The organism is Acinetobacter sp. Ac8 (genome assembly GCF_055392545.1).
Window position 1 is genome coordinate 3,381,145 of sequence record NZ_AP043689.1, and the last position, 17,186, is coordinate 3,398,330.

The window sequence follows — 17,186 nt, forward strand, 5'->3', positions numbered from 1 at the left end:
ATTCTTGAGATTTTCTCTGAGATTTCTTATTTATTCATGTATTGAATATTAATTCCAAGGATGATATTCCACTGACATACTATGCTGAAAATATGCGCAAGCTGCAACCTGATGATTATCGTGAATCTTACTTAAGCCTATTTGCGATGATTCATTCAGGTCTGTTTAACAGCTTGCAAGCGTTGCTTGTTGTTCTTAGAAGCGCATCTTTCACTCGGCAGGATTGATTATTTTTTTAAATATGAAAGCCACATTCAGTTGTTGCGTATTAATTTTAAAATACTTCTCAAGATATTCGCGAAATTCATCTTCGCTTGTGAGCTCTTTTTTTATTGAATGATTTTTACCATGGATCTTTACAGTCGTTCCACTTAAGTTTATTCGTTCATCTCGAGTAACTGCAGCAAGCATCAAATGTTGAGTAAATATAGAATCTGGTGATGTTGCAATATACCAATTGGCAATCACAGCATCCGACTCCGAGACTTTCTGTTCTGGATCAAGTGCATAAATATTGACCCACTCATCACGTATATAAGCTTGAAGCATAATCTTCACACCCGTCAGGGCACTTTCAGCAACACCACTGTCTTTTACATCAATAAAACGGAAAGCTTCATGCGGTGTATTCTGAATTTCCCCGAGCTTATCCAGTGAAAGGACGGCAGTCGGAGTCGTTCCACCAAAACTGGGATCAAATAAATATAATTTATCCACCAGTTTTACCACAGTCACCAAATGAGTACGAATCGGAGCTTCTATAGGTTGAGATTGATAATATACGCGCCCCAAAAGATTAAAAGCCTCATATCCCAGTTCGTTTAATACTGTTCTAGTCAGCGTACTCTGTTCCAAACAATAGCCCTCTCTTCCCTGATCGAGTAACTTGTCTGCGATCTGTGATAATTCCATAGACACGTTATCACCAAGAAAAGAAGAAATATTTCCAAACGGGATGCTGGTTACATGTAGAAATAACAACTTTTTTAGATTCTCAAGCGTAGCTAAATACTTATCTTCTACGCCCAATTTGGTTAAATATTTCTGTGAAACTGATAATTCTAAAGACATCACTTTGCTACCTTATAAATTATAAAACTAGAATTTATTTGATTTTACAAAATCAGTGAATTTAATCGGATCGCGCCCCAGAACCTGAGTAACGCCCTTGCCAATATTTTCATTTCGCCCATCGAGAATTTCAGAAAATGCCTGCGTCATATGCGCTGCAATAAATTCATCCAGTCCTGCATTCTTTAAATATTGTCTATATGCTTCTTGATTAAGGTATTGATACTGTATATTTCGTTTAAGCTTTACTCCGATAGCATTTACCGCTTCAGCGAAAGTCAATAACTCTGAGCCTGTGACTTCATAAATTTTGCCGTTATGTACAGCATCTATCAGACATTCAACCACCACGTCTGACAAATCTTCTAAGTCAACGAACGGCTCTTTTACAGTATCTGCCATAAACGTCACTTCGCCAGATCTTATACCATGTAGAAAATGACCTTCACTGAAATTTTGGTTAAACCATGCTGAACGAATGACAGTCCAATCAAGTTGGGACTGCATTAAAATTTTTTCACACTTCTCAACAGATGCCTGACCTCTGCCTGATAATAATACAGCCTTGGAAACAGACTGATTCATCATTTCTGTGATTAATCCTTCAAGCTGTTGATCTGCTCCTGACATTGAAGTATCTGGATGAACAATGTAAACAATTTCAATATTCTTCAGTGCTGGACCAAATGTACTGCTGTCATTCCAATCAAAATACCGTTCATTTTCTACATGCTCATTGATGGTACGAGTAGTAACAATTGGATTAAATTTATGCGACTTTAATTTCTCTGCGACGCGTCGTCCATTTTTGCCTTTTCCACCAATGATCAAAACATTCTTGGTTAAACTTTTCATAGATTACCACTTCATTAATTCAAAAAATTACTAGATTCTAGATGCTGCTTAACGAAACAATGCGTATTTAACTACATGAAAAATTTAATCAAATTAATAATAAAATTCATAAGTTAATAAATCCATTCAAGCCATCATCCTTGTCGCCACTGTCTACGTTAATCTATCTCAGTATGCGCAAAGCATGATCCAATATGAATGGGATGACAGCAGACTTATACAAATATGTGGTATCCAGTTGGAAACGAGTTTAATCACGAAATCGCTAAAAATTGCTCGTAATATCCACGGCATCTAATCCATGATCTCTACTCTAATCTTCTGTTTTTAAAATAAATATTTGTTGATCTGCGTATGTATATTTAACAGGATTTTATCAATGCGAAATAATGATGGTCAGTCAATGATATGTAAGATTACGCATTAAAAAACCATTTAACTTTCAAAAATCCCTAATGAATATTTAATTATTTGACATGCCATGATATTGTTCTGTTGTTTTAATTATTTTGTCACAGGACAAATAATAAAGATCTAATCTTCTTTTCAGTTTTGGATCTTAAGCTAATGATTGAACAGAAAAATTTATTTAAGTTAAACAAAATCATTAGTTTAATTTATTCACTATAAATAGTCACATTTTATAAATGACGACAATTTAAGCTAAAAATATAGTGAAAATGGCATAAGACTCCAATATGGCTATAAATTTTAATCCATAGGTTGCAATATTATTATGAAAAATAGCGTGTTTAAAAACATCATGTTGATATGCATATTCGGTCATGGACTACATAGCATGGCATTAAATGCAGCGCCTTACTCAAATCAAACGGGTCAATCACCACTAATTGTTGCGCATCGCGGTGGAACGGCGGATGCGCCTGAGAACACAGCCTATGCAATTAATCTCGCTCTAAGGAATCACGCAGATGTGATCTGGATCAGCGTACAGTTAAGCAATGATGGTGTTCCAGTACTCTATCGTCCTAATAATCTGAATGCTTTAAGTAATGGCCAAGGTTTGGTCTCTGCATATACTGTAAAACAATTACAGGGCTTGGATGCAGGATGGAATGTCGCCCGCAATACAGGACAACAAACGATTTACCCATGGAGAGGTAAAGGAATCCGTATCCCAACACTTCAACAGGTGCTTACTCAATTTCCTCGAACCACTTTTTATATTGATATTAAATCGCCTGATGCAGATCCGGTGCAAATTGCTACGGCTATTAAACGTGTACTCGTTTCCACCAACTCACTTAACCGAGTAAGGCTCTACTCCACTGAACGCCGTTATACAGATGCCGTCAAACAGGTCGGTCAACTTCCGTATTTTGTTGCAAGAGATGATACTCGGGATATTTTAGCTCGTGTCGCGTTAAACCATAATTGCCAGGCTGCTCAGGAACCAATTGGGTGGCACGGTTTGGAGTTAAGACGGCAGGTTGAGGTTGTAGAAACCTATACCTTAGGTGAAGGCCGTTCAAAAGCAGAGTTTGTTTGGGATAAGGAAATTATGAACTGCTTTAGGACACAAGCAGCAAATCGTATTGTGCTGTTCGGTATCAATTCTGAAGCAGACTATCGGATAGCAAAACAGTTAGGTGCTGAAGCCGTAATGGTTGATTCCCCTGCTCAATTTTCCAATCGGTGAAGTGTTTAAGTTAAGTCATAAATCATTACACTAAGCATTAGACAGGATGGCTGGTCAACCATTCTCGGGGAGACATGCCTATTCTGACTGAAAATGCGCGAGATAATGCTGATGGATTAGCATAACCCAGTTCTTCAGCCAATATTTTAATTGAATGCCCTTCACGTAATCTACTTTGTGCCAAAGCAATACGCCAGTCTGTTAAATATTCAGCTGGTGTCTGTCCCATCACATCACGGAAGGTATTGGCAAAAGCTGTTCTAGACATACATGCCAGTTCAGCCATGCGCTCTAGTGTCCACGATTCACCCGGATATTCATGCATTCCCACCAGCGTGCGTGCCAAACGTGGATCTGAAAGGCCAATAATAAGTCCAGTACTTACCTCTGCTTCATGAGGATGATCTAATAGCCAACGTAATAGTTGAAGCACCACCACTTCAAATAAGCGATTCGCTAATAATCGTTGCCCACAACGGGCATGGTCGGTTTCAGCAAATAATAGTGCAAGCGCCTGATCCAATCCTTGTACACGCGCTAGAGGGAGTGCAATTACGGCAGGTAATGCCCTTACCAGTGGATTCTGTTGTCCACCATCCAGTATCAACCGTGCGCAGGTAAAATCAGCACCTTCTCTGGGCGGGTTATGAAAATGATGTGTAATTGGCCCAGGATAAAAAAGAAGCGTTGGTTCATCAAAACGCATGCGTCTTGGCAAATGCGCCATAGCTGGATGACTGACTTCCAGTTGTCCCTGACGTAAGACATGTAAATAGCCATACCCGTCACAAGCATCAAAATGGCTGACGCCACATAACACACCAGTATGGTACAACTCTGCCTGCATGCGGAAACGATCAAGCAGACCTGAAAGGCGATCAATGGGGTGAATAGTTTTCATTTGAACGAATTGATATATTTTATGAACATATTGTATCTAATCATACAGAAAATTTACACATAATAATCAAAGTTTGATGCACTTCTACTATCACTACGATCCTTTTAAGGAGATCAATATGTCACGTATCAACCTTGACACTCAACTCGCACCCCGAGCAAGTCAGCCTTTATTAAGCCAAATTCAACAAGCTTTTGGTACGACTCCAAATATGTTTAAGGTAGTGGCAAATTCGCCAGCAGCTTTACAAAGCATGTGGTCCTCTTTTGCTGCTTTAGGTAAAGGTACACTTGGTGCAAAATTAGGTGAACAGATTGCTGTTGCAATCGCCAATTTAAACCGCTGTGAATATTGCTTAGCAGCACATACTGTACTCGGTCAAAATGCTGGCGCTAGCGCTGCTGAAATGGCTGAAGCGCAAATAGGAAAAGCAACTGATGATAAAACAGCAGCAGCACTGACTTTTGCTTTAAAGGTGGTCAATCAACGAGCTCAAATGACTGACGCTGATATCACAACACTTCGCAATGTAGGTATTAATGACCAACAAATCGTTGAGATTATGGCGCATGTGGCTTTGAATATATTCACCAACTACATCAATATCGCACTAGATACGCCAGTAGACTTTCCACGAGTCGAATTGATATAAAACCTATCGACCTCTCGTGTATAACAGAGAGGTCACTTTCACTAAATATAAGATTTTCTTTATGTGTTATTGCACTTCATCTAAAAATCCAAGTAATTTAAATAATTGAACTTAAATCAAAAGGATCTATTTCAGGATCAATGGGTTGATAGGCTTGGATAAAAGTCGGCGACATCCGTTTCGGACGCCCTGAAGCGATTTCTATACATGCCCATTTGGTATTGCCCGTAAAGAGCAAGCTGTGGTCTTTGGCATTAAAAAAAGCATACTGACGGAAAGAATAAAGTGCGTTGATCTCGTATAACCAAGTTCTTAAAATAACATCATCATCTAACATTGCGGCTTTGCGATACTGAACATGATGTTCTACGGCAACCATTGCATGTTTCATTTCTAAATACTGATCGAGTCCAACACCCAATGTTTCGATATGTGCAGATGCAACATCCTGCATCCATTGTACATAGACCACATTGTTTACATGACCTAAGACATCTATATGCTGTGGTTTTACTTTGATTCTTAAATCAAATACTGAACTCATATCTTCTTTCCTTTTCCACTTTTTCAACCATCAATATAAGTTTGACATAAAAAAGCCACTCTTAGAGTGGCTGATTCTGATTAGTTGTATTTATTGAATACGTAATCCAATCATAGCATGTTGTCCTTCACGAACAATCGCTACACGCGCTACCGTATTTTTCTGTAGCTCAGAAATAGCATCAACAAAATCATTCGGTGTATTTACTTTCTTGTTATTTACTTGGGTGATCACATCACCAGGTAAAATCCGTGACTGTGCCGCTAAACCGCCTCTGGTTACATCTTGAATAAACACACCACCTTTAACATTTAAACGATTCTTTTCTTGTTCAGTTAAAGCACGAATCGCAACACCAATGATAGGCCCTTTATTTGGCTTAGCCGAAGTATTGGTATTGTCAACTTTTGCAGGGGTATCATCTGGTGCAACAGTTAAAGTTGCTGTAATTACTTTTGGTTTATCGTCACGTAAAACTTCGAGCTTAACAGATTGATTAGGTTGAGTACGATTCAAATAATTCAATAATTCAGAGGTGCGTGATATTGGCGAACCATTATATTTTAAGATTACATCGCCTGATCTAAAGCCCGCTTTTTCTGCAGGTGAATTCGGTGCAACTTGGGTAATCAACGAACCTTCTGGTTTATCTAATTTATAAGCTTCTGCTAAGTTTCGATCGATATCTTGCAGCATTACACCAAGATAAGAACGGGTTACTTTACCATTCTTTTTCAACTGATCAGCAACATCCATTGCTACATCAATTGGAATAGAGAATGACAAGCCCATATACCCCCCCGTACCACTAAAGATACGAGAGTTTACGCCAACAACTTGACCTTGTTGGTTAAATAGCGGACCACCTGAGTTACCCGGATTTAATGCCACATCGGTTTGGATAAATGGAACAGAGGTTTCACCCATCATATTACGTGACTTGGCACTGACAATCCCTGCTGATGCAGAATAATCAAAACCAAATGGCGAACCGATTGCAAGAACAGGCTGCCCGACTTTAAGTTGATCTACATTACCAACAGATAATGATGGGAAATTATTCCCCTCAACTTTCAATAAAGCCACATCTGTACGTTCATCGCTACCCACCACTTTTGCATCAATTTCACGGCGATCATTCAACATAATCGTCACTTTAGATGCATCTTCAACCACATGGTGATTTGTCAGTAAATAACCATCTTTACTAATAAAGAAAGCACTACCATACGCAGTCTTTTCTTGTGGCGCGCGTTGTTGTGGAATAATGATTTGATTACCAAAGAAACGCTTCAGAATTTCAGGTACTTGTTGCTGTAACAACTCTTCCTGAGATAACTTTTTAACAACATTAACACTCACAACAGCTGGACTGACTTGTTCAACCAAGTTAGAAAAATCCACAGGTGTTGAAGCTTGAACTTGTGATGTTGCCGCAGCGACAGTAAATACTGCTGCATACATTCCTTTTTGTATTAGACCATTACTCATTTCTCACGAACCTGCATCTGATGATTATTTGCTTAAAAATGTTTGTAACATATTATTTAATATCGTTACGTAAAAATATGTTTACATTTTTTTATAAAACAAGACTTTACTTAATTTTATATTAAAAGCCTTGGAATATCTTATTTATACTAAAATCTGACACATGTGACTATTGTAATTTGTTAAAAAAAAGAGTGTTATTAGCAAACATTTTTCAAATTAGCTGATGGACATGTCTAATTTAAGTACAACTCATCAATTTGACGTGGTTATTGTGGGGAGTGGCGGTGCAGGCTTAAGTTTAGCCTTATCTTTGCCTGAACATTTTAATATTGCTGTTTTAGCGAAATCAACCTTAACCGATGCAAGCACATATTTTGCACAAGGTGGTGTTGCTGCCGTACTTGACGAAACAGATTCTATTCAACAGCATATTGATGACACTATGATTGCAGGCGCACAGTTATGTGAGATTGATGCAGTCAAACATACCGTTGAAGGTGGTCGACCTTCTGTCGATTTCTTACTCAACCATGGTGTGCAGTTTACATTAGATGAAGATGAACAATTACATCTCACTCGTGAAGGTGGACATTCACAACGTCGCATTATTCATTCAGCCGATGCCACAGGTAAAGCCATTTCGACCACACTGGTTCAACGCGCTCAAGAAAAGAAAAATATTCATATTTTTGAAAATTACATTGCGATTGATTTAATCACCACACATAAATTAGGACATAAACAACAGTCCAATCGTGCGGTTGGTCTTTACGCACTTGATGAAAGCAATGAAAAAGTTCATACATTTTTAGCCCCATTCACTGCCCTTGCTTGTGGTGGTGCAATGAAAGCTTATTTATATACATCAAATCCTGATATTGCCACAGGCGATGGTATTGCCATGGCATATCGTGCAGGCTGTCGTGTCGCAAATATGGAATTTAATCAATTCCATCCAACCTGTTTATATCATCCTCAAGCACGCTCATTTCTGATTACGGAAGCAATGCGTGGTGAAGGTGCGTATTTACGTTTACCTGATGGTGAACGCTTTATGCTGCGCTTTGATGAACGTGCCGAACTTGCACCACGAGATATTGTTGCACGCGCTATTGATTATGAAATCAAACGCTTAGGCATCCGCCATGTCTGGTTAGACATCAGTCATAAACCAGCTGAATTTGTTAAAGAACATTTCCCAACCTTATACGCGCGCTTATTGGAACTTGGTATTGATATCACCAAGGATATGATCCCTGTTGTTCCAGCAGCACACTATACTTGCGGTGGCGTGGTGGTCGATGAACATAGCCAAACTGATTTAGCTGGTTTATATGCAATTGGTGAAACGTCATATACAGGGTTACATGGGGCTAACCGTATGGCCAGCAATTCACTGCTTGAATGCTTTGTATATGGTATGAGTGCTGCCAAGGACATAGAGGCAAAGTTTAATCCTCACTTTGATATACCGACCGTGCCTGAATGGGATGCTTCACAATCGACCAATCCTGATGAAGATGTTGTGATCCTGCAAAACTGGGATGAACTCCGCCAAACCATGTGGAACTATGTCGGGATTGTAAGAACCACAAAACGTTTACAACGTGCATTGCATCGTATTGAAATGTTGAAGAAAGAAATTACTGAATATTATCAAGATTATCATGTCAGTAAGAACTTGATTGAACTACGTAATTTGGTCATGGTTTCAGAGATGATTGTTCGTTGTGCCATGCAGCGTAAAGAATCACGTGGTCTACACTACACGCTTGATTATCCTGAGCTTTCACCTGAGTTAAGAAAAACGGTATTAACACCGCCAAACTTTACAGTTGAAACCCCATTGGTAAATGAAGCAGTTTAATCCCCTTTAAAATTGCAAAAAAATAGTCAGATCATTCTGGCTATTTTTATATAATGTAACTTAATGAGTAAATCAAAGCACTTGAGCAAGAACAAAGCCCTGCTTTGTTTGTAGCGCAAGAATGTGATAACACAAGGAGAGGCACCGCTACAGATATAGTAGCGCAAGGTCAGACATCGTCTACCCAAATCAATTTAAATTTTTCAAGCTAAAATGCGACAGTGCAAATCTTTTTAATAATTCATAAAGTTATAAATTCATTTTGATAAAATGCTAAAACTACTTCTATTTGAAAATAAAACCTTATGTTTGCTGCATATAATTTCGAGGAGAAAGCTGCATTATTTTCTTAAACATCACAATAAATGAGCTATCACTGTCATAGCCTAATTTCATCGCAACCTGATGTACTGAATCTCCTTCTGTTAACCATTGTAATGCCAATACAACATGTAACTTTCTTCGCCATTGATTAATACTCATCCCTGTCGTTTGATGAAAAGTTCGTGTAAGGCTTCGTTCACTCATACAACATAATTTTGCCCATTCAGCCAAACTTTGATTTTGCTCAGGATATTTTAATAAATGGTGGGCCAATTTGACTAAACGAAGATCTTGTGGAATGGGTAAATAAAATTTTGGCTTTACAACTGATTGAATTTCATCTAACAAGCATTGCTGCAAACGGAAGTCTTTTTCTGAAAGTACCGTATCAGACAAGGTTTCAACTCTTTCCAATAAGGCATTCAGTAAATTTGTCACTTGCAACATGGTGCAATTCGGTTCTAAAAGATGATCAAGTTGGGGGTCAATAAATGCAACATAGCCAGAAGAGACACCATAACTACTGACTTTATGTGGCACATTTGACGGAATCCATAAAGCCTGTTGTGCTGGAACAACCCAAATACCAGACGGTGTTTCCACAGTAATTAAGCCATTCACTGTCATCATCAATTGGCTTTTTACATGCTGATGTGACGCAAGCTCCCAATCAGGAACTTGCTGATGTATTTTTAATACAATAATTGCTTGGTCTATTTGATCTACAAAAAAAGGATCCACATTATCAAGCATGGTTTGCCTATATATTTATCACTTTAAAACAGCGTCGATGACTTTCTGCGCTTGTTGTTGATTGTCTACAATAAACATCGGATAGCCTGTAAACTTAATAAAGTTATTGGCAAATTTTTGCGTTTCAAGTCGAATATTTTCATCAGGTTCAATATGAATCAACGCTTTCACATATTGGGTTAAAATTTCACGTTTTGCTTTAACCCATGCTGCAACTTGCTTGCGTTCTTCATGATCATTTTTTTGTTCAGGAAAAGCCCCTTCACTGATAAAAACAAAAGTTTCTTTGCGACTCAATAATGATTCATAAATTGCGATTGTTTCATCAACTGAAACTGCATCTTCAGCTTGATAACTAATACGAACGATTGGAAAGTTTTCTAAATTTTGAATAAACATGATAACCACCATAAATGAGAACAATTATCATTGTATGGATTTATACAGATCGTACATTACTAAATTCAGCCAATAAATACGGTATTCCAGCCAAATTTAACAGTGAATTTAGTCTTTATTTTTTTCATAATAAATACGATGCGCTATATGAAAAGTTTCAGCATGTAATTTTGCTAAATCATCTAAGTTCTGATAGCCCCCTGCAAGTACAAACATAATCGGAATATTGTCACGTTTGGCAAGGTTAAACACCATCTCATCTCTTTTTTGAATCAACTCTGTCGTAAACCATGCTGAACCATAAGGATCTGCTTGATGACAATCCATCCCTGCCTGATAAATAATAATATCTGCTTTCCATTCATTGGCTCGCTGAAACGCTTCATGCAATGCCATGGTATATTGAGCAAAACTTCCATGCTTGGTGTGAATATGACGGCTTTCCGCCCGCTCATACGTGGGGTAGCCAAAAGCCAAACCATAAATACTAAAATTATATAAATTATCTAATCTGCGAGTAAAATCAGCCGTCCCATCACCACCATGCTGATCGCAATCCAAAATAAAGATGCGCTTATTTGCATAATGTTGTGCAATTAATGCCAAACCATTAAAAGTACAATATGAGCCGCCATATTCATAATTGGCATGGTGAAACCCTTGTGCAATATTGGCGGCAATCCCATGTTGGAATGCCAGTTCAGTTGCCAACAATTGCCCAGCATTGATGGAGAGTACCGCATCCCTTAATTGTTCATTCCAAGGCTTAAAACCAGCAAACGTTGCCAGTTTTGCCGGTTGTCCTGTTAAAAAAGCCTCAACATATTTAGGCGAATGTAAGGCCTTTAAAATTTCTGGATCAATTTGTTGTGGTTCATGAAATTTATAATGATTAAATTGCTGTAGTTGCTCTGCGACTGCAACAAGTTTTTCCATGCTATTGGTATGTGTTTGAGCAAAATAGCGTGGAGAAAAACAAACATTTAACATAAAGCTATCCGAGACTGAGTGCTCTCAATTGTGATTTGGCAACATCATTGAGTTGTTTTATAAGTGTTGTGTCAGGACTAAACAGCCCATTATTCACTTGTTGTTCAAAATGTGTCGTAAATGCCCTTTGTCGATTCTCAGGTGAAATGGCTAAAGTCGTTAATCGCAAAAACCAAAAACCTTGAATCTCTTTATAAGGAATAATATAGCCTTTAAACTCTTGATTGGGGACTTTGTTGGCAATTTGTTCAATATCATAATCGACAGAAAATAAAGAACCAATCGGAATACGAATTCCATTCATCAATAAAGGTTGTAAATTTATACAGGAATGATTATCCCCCATGTTCATTTTTTCAATCAACAGCGGACGATTTTGATCATCTACAAAAATGTTGATTGAGCCTTGTCTTAACATGGAACGATGGGCAATCTTTAAGAAAAATGCTTCTGCCATTGGACATGAGCCCACTTTAGGCTTGCCGTCAATCGTCGCTATTTCAACATAACCTGTTTCATCTGCTGTTTTGGGTAAAATCACATCTTCCAACATAGCGCAAATCACATGGCTTTCTTCTAATTGTGCTTGTTGCGATAAGCGTCTTAAGTTTGCTTGGATTGCAACTTCTTGTTCAACTAAGGCTTTAAACTCATCATCTTTGGCTTGAGTAAGAAAATTTTGAATCGATTTATTTTGATCTAAGTTATGCCAATCATCAATGTCTAATCCATAAGCATTTTTTTGCTCAAGGATCTTTTTTAATTTCTTAAAATCATAATCTTTAAATATTTTTAAATCAGTTGCTTCAACTTGATCACGCGGAAAATTAATGTACTCAGCCAATACGCGTGTAGCCTGCGTATAACCGCAACCACGGCGTTCAGTTTGATGTGAATAGTGTTCATTCAACATCTCCGTCAATTTATCTGATAAAGGAAAAACCTGTTCCTTAAACAAATCTACGACTTCATGACCTGATGACATATTCTTTATTCCATTTAATCTATATTAATTTTCAAAATAAACTATTTATTATGAATAAATTAGCATTATCCCTTGCAGAACTCAATATATCACTCAAGTTGTAATTGCATCTATATCAATCAATACATTTGATTGTTTATTATTCTTTTTGGTATTCATGATTCCGTGCCTATACATGATTTAAGTATCCATTAAAGATCTTTCATAAATCAAAAAATGACCATGTTGAGTGAATCAGATTGGTATTGAAAGTCCCTTCTCCCTTTGGGAGAAGGCTAGGATGAGGGGGATTTTATGATGATCTATGGCCTAAAAAAGAACTAACGTAAGAAGTCTATTGTTAATGACGCTATAACCAAAAATATAGATTGATGATCAAAACAATTTAACCAGCACTAAAAATAGTGAGCATTAACACACCATCAGAAAACCCAGTAAGGACTATAAAAAATTTCGTCCAATACGCATTTTTAAAATCCCTGAATGATTTATTTTTGTGGTGGAACAGAATACGTTCCTGTCACATGTGCAACAGGATCATCCGAACCTAAAGAATAAATCCAGACCTCACCGACAATTAAAGCTTTACCCACTTTCATCAATTTACACACGCCACGAATATCAACACCACCCGTTGGCTTGCGTAAAAAATTAATATTCATATTGGTCGTAACTGTCAAACCGACTAAACCAATTTCACCCATAATCGCAACATAAAGTGCAAAATCTGCTAGGGCCATCATGGTTGGACCTGAAACAGTTCCACCTGGTCGTATATCTTGATCACTGACGTGCCAAACCAAAGAAGCCCCTTTTTCAGTTACTTCTTCAATTTCACAACGTTGTAAGCTAGGTGAAAAAAATTGCTGTAAGAATTGTACGATTTCAGCTTTCGAGCTTTTCATAATTAAAGTCTTTATATCCCTGACCTAAAACAATATAAAGACTTTATCGGTCCAAAACATTAACGCTATCGTTCAAATCAATAGAATAAATTGCTCAATTTCACTTATTTAGAGGATTAATTGGTATTTATTTTAAGTAGCTCAACGCCTCAGCAAATACTTGCTCTGGTGCTTGAGTCGCATCTAAGCGTTTCATTCGTTGAGAATCACGCAAATGAATTTCAGAAAACCCACTGCGTACCGATTCAAAAAACACCACTTTTTCTTGTTCAAAGCGGTCTAATGCACCGCGTGCGCGGGCACGGTTCATTCCCAATTCAATTGGCGCATCCAACCAAAAAGTAATATCTGGCATTTTAGAAACAAAATTTTCATTGAGCAGTTGTAACTTATCTCGACTTAACCCGCGACCTGCACATTGATAAGCAAAGCTTGAATCGACAAAACGGTCACACAGTACAATCTTGCCCTCAGCCAAGGCAGGTAAAATCACAGCTTCCAAATGTTGTGCTCGTGCTGCATACATCAGCAATAACTCCGTGTCATTACTCATCTGTACTTCATGATTGACCGACAGCAATAATGAACGGATTTGTTCAGCTAAAGGCGTACCACCAGGCTCACGTGTTAAAACAACCTGTTGACCTTGTTGTTGAAAGTAATCAAATAACTTTTGAATGAGCGTGGTTTTTCCTACACCTTCAGTACCTTCAAAACTTATAAACATGCTCATTCCTTAATTCTTAGACCGCATAACTTGAATATATTCTTGCACTGCACGATTATGATCATTCAGATTGGCTGTAAATTTGTGCCCACCATTACCTGTGGCAACAAAGTAAATGTTTTCAGAGTTATCTGGATGCATCGTCGCTTCAATGGCTTTTTTGCTTGGTAAAGCAATCGGTGTTGGCGGTAAACCATTGATCGTATATGTATTATAAGCACTCGGAGTACGTAAATCCTGCTTTGAAATCTTACCCGTATATTTATCACCCATCCCATAAATCACGGTAGGATCGGTTTGTAAACGCATGCCCAGTTTTAAACGACGATAGAACACACCTGAAACCTGACGTAACTCGCTGTCTACACTGGTTTCTTTTTCAATAATCGAGGCCATGATTAAGGCTTCATATTTATTTTTATAAGGTAAGTCTGGCGCGCGTTTTTCCCAAGCTTCATCTAAAATTTTCATTTGACGTTGGTACAGGTCAGTCAAGATTTGCTTATCCGTTGCACCTTTATCAAAGAAATAAGTATCAGGCGCAAATAAACCTTCTGGGTGATCATAAGGAATATTTAATGCTTTCAGCATTTCACCACTCGGAAGCTGAATCACCGATTTTTCAACCAATGGATCTTTTTTCAATGACTGAATTAATTGCTTCGCTGTCGTCCCTTCTATCACCAAAAGTCGACTCATCTGTGCATTTTCAATATTAGAAACCATTTCTAATACTTGGCGTACATTCATACCTTTAGTGACTTCATACACACCAGCTTTCATGGTGTCATGAATGAAAATTTTCCGATAAAGCTTAAGAATGATTGGAAAACTAACCTTATCGTCCTTGGCCAATTGATCAATAAAACCGGTATAGGTTTCACCATTTGAAATAGACAGCTTTTGTTTTTGACCCGTCACTGGATACGCTTTAAAAATACTCATTTTTAAAATGATTGCAGTCATGATCAAAAAAATAACCAGAACGATCGCAATGCCTTTATAGATGTTATTGCTCACTTGGGCTTGAGTTTTCTTTTTAGATTTTGGCTTAGGTTTGGTTTTAGGCATGAGAATTAAACTGACTTAAATTTAAAGTATTAAATAACTCAACACAGGATTGAGTGTCTAGATGTTGATGATTCAACGTTTCGACCACTTTCATTGGACTGAGGGCATTGCAAAAGAACAGGCTTTGAAAATGTCGAATTTCATCCATATCGATAAAACGCTGTTCACAGGTGACACCATAATGTTGCATCCGTGACAAAATCTCGGCACGCATCACACCATGTACGCCATTATAACGAAGTTCAGGCGTAATCCATCTATTGTTTATCCGAATAAAACAATTACTGCTCACACCTTCAACAACTGAACCTTGTACATCTGTGACTAATGCTTCTAACCAGCCTTTTGCCTGAGCTTCTTTTTTCAGTAACACTTGTTCTAAACGGTTTAAGGTTTTTAAACCCACCAAATTCGGCATCAATAAACCAATTGCTTGATCCAATACACCACTGTGAATTAATTCAGGCTGGAAGCACGCGGTTGTTTTTGGATAATAAACCACATAAAGATCGGCCTCATGTTCAGGCATCGCATAGCCACGATCGCCATCGCCTCGACTAATGATGATCTTCAATGTACCGTTTAATATTCCATTTTTTTGTCTTAAACATTGTAGCGTCTGATCCAACAACTCAAAATTCACATCTAAAAATAAACGTTCAGCCGCCAACTTCAATCGAGCACGATGTAAAAGTTCCAACTCCATAACATCTTGATGTAATCGAACTGTGCTAAAACAACCATCTCCATAATGAAATGCTCGATCTAAAAGTGAAATAGAATCAACAAATTGAGCATTTTTAAAACAGATCATTAAGCAATTTCCTATGGCTTTGCACGAATACTATAAGCAATATCAGCATTTTCTTTTTCTCTTTTATTCATATAAAATTCGTTTTTTATTATTTTTTATGGATAAAGACTAGCGTTATCCTCACTCCATCTTACCGAACTTCAGAATTAAATGGGGCAAAAAAATGCAGTTCTCTAAACTTAAATTTGCTGTGGCAGCAGTACTGATCTCAACCACATCTTTCAGCGTTGCTGCAAAAGATTTTTTAAATGTATCTTATGATCCAACACGAGAATTGTACGATAATTTTAACAAACAATTTGCAACGTTTTGGAAATCTAAAACGGGTCAAGACATCCAGTTTAAACAATCACATGGTGGCTCTGGTAAACAAGCGCGTGCGGTTATTGATGGTTTGCAAGCAGATGTTGTGACTTTAGCATTGGCCGCAGATATCGATGCGATTGCACAAAATACAAATTTATTGCCAAAAGACTGGCAGAAGAAATTCCCACAAAACTCTACACCGTACACATCAACAATCGTTTTCCTCGTCCGTAAAGGTAACCCGAAAGGCATCAAAGACTGGGGCGATTTGGTAAAACCAGGTGTAGAAATTGTAACACCAAACCCTAAAACTTCAGGTGGAGCACGCTGGAACTATTTAGCAGCATGGGCTTGGGCAAAACATAAATATGGTTCAGACGCAAAAGCACAAGAGTTTGTACGTCAAATTTATAAACAAACTAAAGTACTTGATTCTGGTGCACGTGGTTCTACGACGACATTTGCTGAACGCGGTATTGGTGATGTGTTATTGGCTTGGGAAAATGAAGCGTATTTATCTACACGTGAACAACCAGGTAAATTTGAAATCATTACTCCATCATTGTCGATCTTGGCAGAACCACCTGTCGCAATTGTTGAAAAGAATGCTGAAAAAGACGGTAACTTAAACTTAGCGAAAGCATATTTAAACTATCTGTATTCACCTGCTGGTCAAGACATTGCAGCGAAAAACTTCTACCGTCCGCGTAATGCAGCAATCTTGCAAAAGTATGCGACAACATTCAAACCGTTAAAATTGGTCACAATTGATAAAGAGTTTGGTGGTTGGACTAAAGTTCAAAAGCAACATTTTGAAAATAATGGTGTTTTTGATCAAATCGTAAAAGCCAATGCAAGTAGCAAATAA

At 37.8% G+C, this 17,186-nt stretch carries 17 protein-coding genes; 4 read left to right on the top strand and 13 right to left on the bottom strand.

Annotation, left to right across the window (positions count from 1 at the left end; genetic code table 11):
• Positions 1-210 precede the first annotated feature (210 nt).
• Together ACZ5QH_RS16130 and ACZ5QH_RS16135 are read right to left on the bottom strand one after the other, a co-directional pair.
• Positions 211-1,071 carry an arylamine N-acetyltransferase family protein gene (locus tag ACZ5QH_RS16130; RefSeq protein WP_239045224.1) on the bottom strand — a complete coding sequence of 287 codons (861 nt, stop codon included), beginning with the start codon at positions 1,069-1,071 and terminating at the stop codon, positions 211-213.
• 27 nt (positions 1,072-1,098) lie between these two features.
• On the bottom strand, positions 1,099-1,926 hold the full coding sequence (locus ACZ5QH_RS16135; RefSeq protein WP_244013513.1) for a Rossmann-fold NAD(P)-binding domain-containing protein: 828 nt from the start codon (positions 1,924-1,926) through the stop codon (positions 1,099-1,101).
• Positions 1,927-2,725: 799 nt separating this feature from the next.
• Between ACZ5QH_RS16135 and ACZ5QH_RS16140 the strand changes: the two genes are divergently transcribed.
• Entirely contained in the window at positions 2,726-3,586 is an 861-nt protein-coding gene (locus ACZ5QH_RS16140) for a glycerophosphodiester phosphodiesterase family protein (protein ID WP_303576262.1), read from the top strand.
• 37 nt (positions 3,587-3,623) lie between these two features.
• On the opposite strand, the gene ACZ5QH_RS16145 is transcribed toward ACZ5QH_RS16140, so the two are convergent.
• A complete protein-coding gene (locus tag ACZ5QH_RS16145; protein WP_303576263.1) occupies positions 3,624-4,487 on the bottom strand; it encodes an AraC family transcriptional regulator in 864 nt (287 codons plus the stop codon).
• Between the two features lie 118 nt (positions 4,488-4,605).
• Here ACZ5QH_RS16145 and ACZ5QH_RS16150 point away from each other — a divergent pair, with 118 nt between their 5' ends.
• Positions 4,606-5,139, top strand: a complete 534-nt coding sequence (locus ACZ5QH_RS16150; protein WP_303576264.1) for a carboxymuconolactone decarboxylase family protein — start codon at positions 4,606-4,608, stop codon at positions 5,137-5,139.
• Positions 5,140-5,236: 97 nt separating this feature from the next.
• Here ACZ5QH_RS16150 and ACZ5QH_RS16155 read toward each other — a convergent pair whose 3' ends face one another.
• The gene (locus tag ACZ5QH_RS16155; RefSeq protein WP_244013518.1) at positions 5,237-5,683 is read right to left on the bottom strand and encodes an acyl-CoA thioesterase; all 447 of its coding nucleotides are present in this window, start codon (positions 5,681-5,683) and stop codon (positions 5,237-5,239) included.
• 90 nt (positions 5,684-5,773) lie between these two features.
• Positions 5,774-7,174, bottom strand: a complete 1,401-nt coding sequence (locus tag ACZ5QH_RS16160; protein ID WP_004823133.1) for a Do family serine endopeptidase — start codon at positions 7,172-7,174, stop codon at positions 5,774-5,776.
• A gap of 226 nt (positions 7,175-7,400) precedes the next feature.
• Between ACZ5QH_RS16160 and nadB the strand changes: the two genes are divergently transcribed.
• The gene (gene nadB / locus ACZ5QH_RS16165; protein WP_303576266.1) at positions 7,401-9,044 is read left to right on the top strand and encodes an L-aspartate oxidase; all 1,644 of its coding nucleotides are present in this window, start codon (positions 7,401-7,403) and stop codon (positions 9,042-9,044) included.
• A gap of 303 nt (positions 9,045-9,347) precedes the next feature.
• Here nadB and ACZ5QH_RS16170 read toward each other — a convergent pair whose 3' ends face one another.
• The 8 genes from ACZ5QH_RS16170 to pabC all read right to left on the bottom strand — a co-directional run bounded on the left by ACZ5QH_RS16170 (position 9,348) and on the right by pabC (position 16,012).
• Complete coding sequence (locus tag ACZ5QH_RS16170) at positions 9,348-10,121, bottom strand: AraC family transcriptional regulator (RefSeq protein WP_303576267.1); 774 nt, start codon at positions 10,119-10,121, stop codon at positions 9,348-9,350.
• A gap of 18 nt (positions 10,122-10,139) precedes the next feature.
• On the bottom strand, positions 10,140-10,520 hold the full coding sequence (locus ACZ5QH_RS16175) for a hypothetical protein (protein ID WP_034616260.1): 381 nt from the start codon (positions 10,518-10,520) through the stop codon (positions 10,140-10,142).
• Between the two features lie 108 nt (positions 10,521-10,628).
• Positions 10,629-11,510 carry an arginase family protein gene (locus ACZ5QH_RS16180; protein ID WP_244013540.1) on the bottom strand — a complete coding sequence of 294 codons (882 nt, stop codon included), beginning with the start codon at positions 11,508-11,510 and terminating at the stop codon, positions 10,629-10,631.
• Positions 11,511-11,514: 4 nt separating this feature from the next.
• Positions 11,515-12,495 (bottom strand): hypothetical protein, encoded by a 981-nt coding sequence (locus ACZ5QH_RS16185; RefSeq protein ID WP_303576268.1) that lies wholly within the window; start codon positions 12,493-12,495, stop codon positions 11,515-11,517.
• A gap of 488 nt (positions 12,496-12,983) precedes the next feature.
• Positions 12,984-13,400 (bottom strand): PaaI family thioesterase, encoded by a 417-nt coding sequence (locus tag ACZ5QH_RS16190; protein ID WP_151803289.1) that lies wholly within the window; start codon positions 13,398-13,400, stop codon positions 12,984-12,986.
• Positions 13,401-13,527: 127 nt separating this feature from the next.
• Entirely contained in the window at positions 13,528-14,127 is a 600-nt protein-coding gene (gene tmk / locus ACZ5QH_RS16195; RefSeq protein ID WP_303576269.1) for a dTMP kinase, read from the bottom strand.
• A gap of 9 nt (positions 14,128-14,136) precedes the next feature.
• Complete coding sequence (mltG, locus tag ACZ5QH_RS16200) at positions 14,137-15,198, bottom strand: endolytic transglycosylase MltG (RefSeq protein ID WP_209827218.1); 1,062 nt, start codon at positions 15,196-15,198, stop codon at positions 14,137-14,139.
• The gene (gene pabC / locus ACZ5QH_RS16205) at positions 15,191-16,012 is read right to left on the bottom strand and encodes an aminodeoxychorismate lyase (protein WP_096734779.1); all 822 of its coding nucleotides are present in this window, start codon (positions 16,010-16,012) and stop codon (positions 15,191-15,193) included. Before pabC ends, mltG begins: the two co-directional genes overlap by 8 nt.
• A 163-nt stretch (positions 16,013-16,175) precedes the next feature.
• Between pabC and ACZ5QH_RS16210 the strand changes: the two genes are divergently transcribed.
• Complete coding sequence (locus ACZ5QH_RS16210; RefSeq protein WP_004823146.1) at positions 16,176-17,186, top strand: sulfate ABC transporter substrate-binding protein; 1,011 nt, start codon at positions 16,176-16,178, stop codon at positions 17,184-17,186.

Excerpts from the sequence above, each read along its gene's own strand:
- ACZ5QH_RS16130 (WP_239045224.1), bottom strand. The coding sequence starts at position 1,071 with ATGTCTTTAGAATTATCAGTTTCACAGAAATATTTAACCAAATTGGGC.
- ACZ5QH_RS16135 (WP_244013513.1), bottom strand. The coding sequence starts at position 1,926 with ATGAAAAGTTTAACCAAGAATGTTTTGATCATTGGTGGAAAAGGCAAA.
- ACZ5QH_RS16140 (WP_303576262.1), top strand. The coding sequence starts at position 2,726 with ATGGCATTAAATGCAGCGCCTTACTCAAATCAAACGGGTCAATCACCA.
- ACZ5QH_RS16145 (WP_303576263.1), bottom strand. The coding sequence starts at position 4,487 with ATGAAAACTATTCACCCCATTGATCGCCTTTCAGGTCTGCTTGATCGT.
- ACZ5QH_RS16150 (WP_303576264.1), top strand. The coding sequence starts at position 4,606 with ATGTCACGTATCAACCTTGACACTCAACTCGCACCCCGAGCAAGTCAG.
- ACZ5QH_RS16155 (WP_244013518.1), bottom strand. The coding sequence starts at position 5,683 with ATGAGTTCAGTATTTGATTTAAGAATCAAAGTAAAACCACAGCATATA.
- ACZ5QH_RS16160 (WP_004823133.1), bottom strand. The coding sequence starts at position 7,174 with ATGAGTAATGGTCTAATACAAAAAGGAATGTATGCAGCAGTATTTACT.
- nadB (WP_303576266.1), top strand. The coding sequence starts at position 7,401 with ATGGACATGTCTAATTTAAGTACAACTCATCAATTTGACGTGGTTATT.
- ACZ5QH_RS16170 (WP_303576267.1), bottom strand. The coding sequence starts at position 10,121 with ATGCTTGATAATGTGGATCCTTTTTTTGTAGATCAAATAGACCAAGCA.
- ACZ5QH_RS16175 (WP_034616260.1), bottom strand. The coding sequence starts at position 10,520 with ATGTTTATTCAAAATTTAGAAAACTTTCCAATCGTTCGTATTAGTTAT.
- ACZ5QH_RS16180 (WP_244013540.1), bottom strand. The coding sequence starts at position 11,510 with ATGTTAAATGTTTGTTTTTCTCCACGCTATTTTGCTCAAACACATACC.
- ACZ5QH_RS16185 (WP_303576268.1), bottom strand. The coding sequence starts at position 12,495 with ATGTCATCAGGTCATGAAGTCGTAGATTTGTTTAAGGAACAGGTTTTT.
- ACZ5QH_RS16190 (WP_151803289.1), bottom strand. The coding sequence starts at position 13,400 with ATGAAAAGCTCGAAAGCTGAAATCGTACAATTCTTACAGCAATTTTTT.
- tmk (WP_303576269.1), bottom strand. The coding sequence starts at position 14,127 with ATGTTTATAAGTTTTGAAGGTACTGAAGGTGTAGGAAAAACCACGCTC.
- mltG (WP_209827218.1), bottom strand. The coding sequence starts at position 15,198 with ATGCCTAAAACCAAACCTAAGCCAAAATCTAAAAAGAAAACTCAAGCC.
- pabC (WP_096734779.1), bottom strand. The coding sequence starts at position 16,012 with ATGATCTGTTTTAAAAATGCTCAATTTGTTGATTCTATTTCACTTTTA.
- ACZ5QH_RS16210 (WP_004823146.1), top strand. The coding sequence starts at position 16,176 with ATGCAGTTCTCTAAACTTAAATTTGCTGTGGCAGCAGTACTGATCTCA.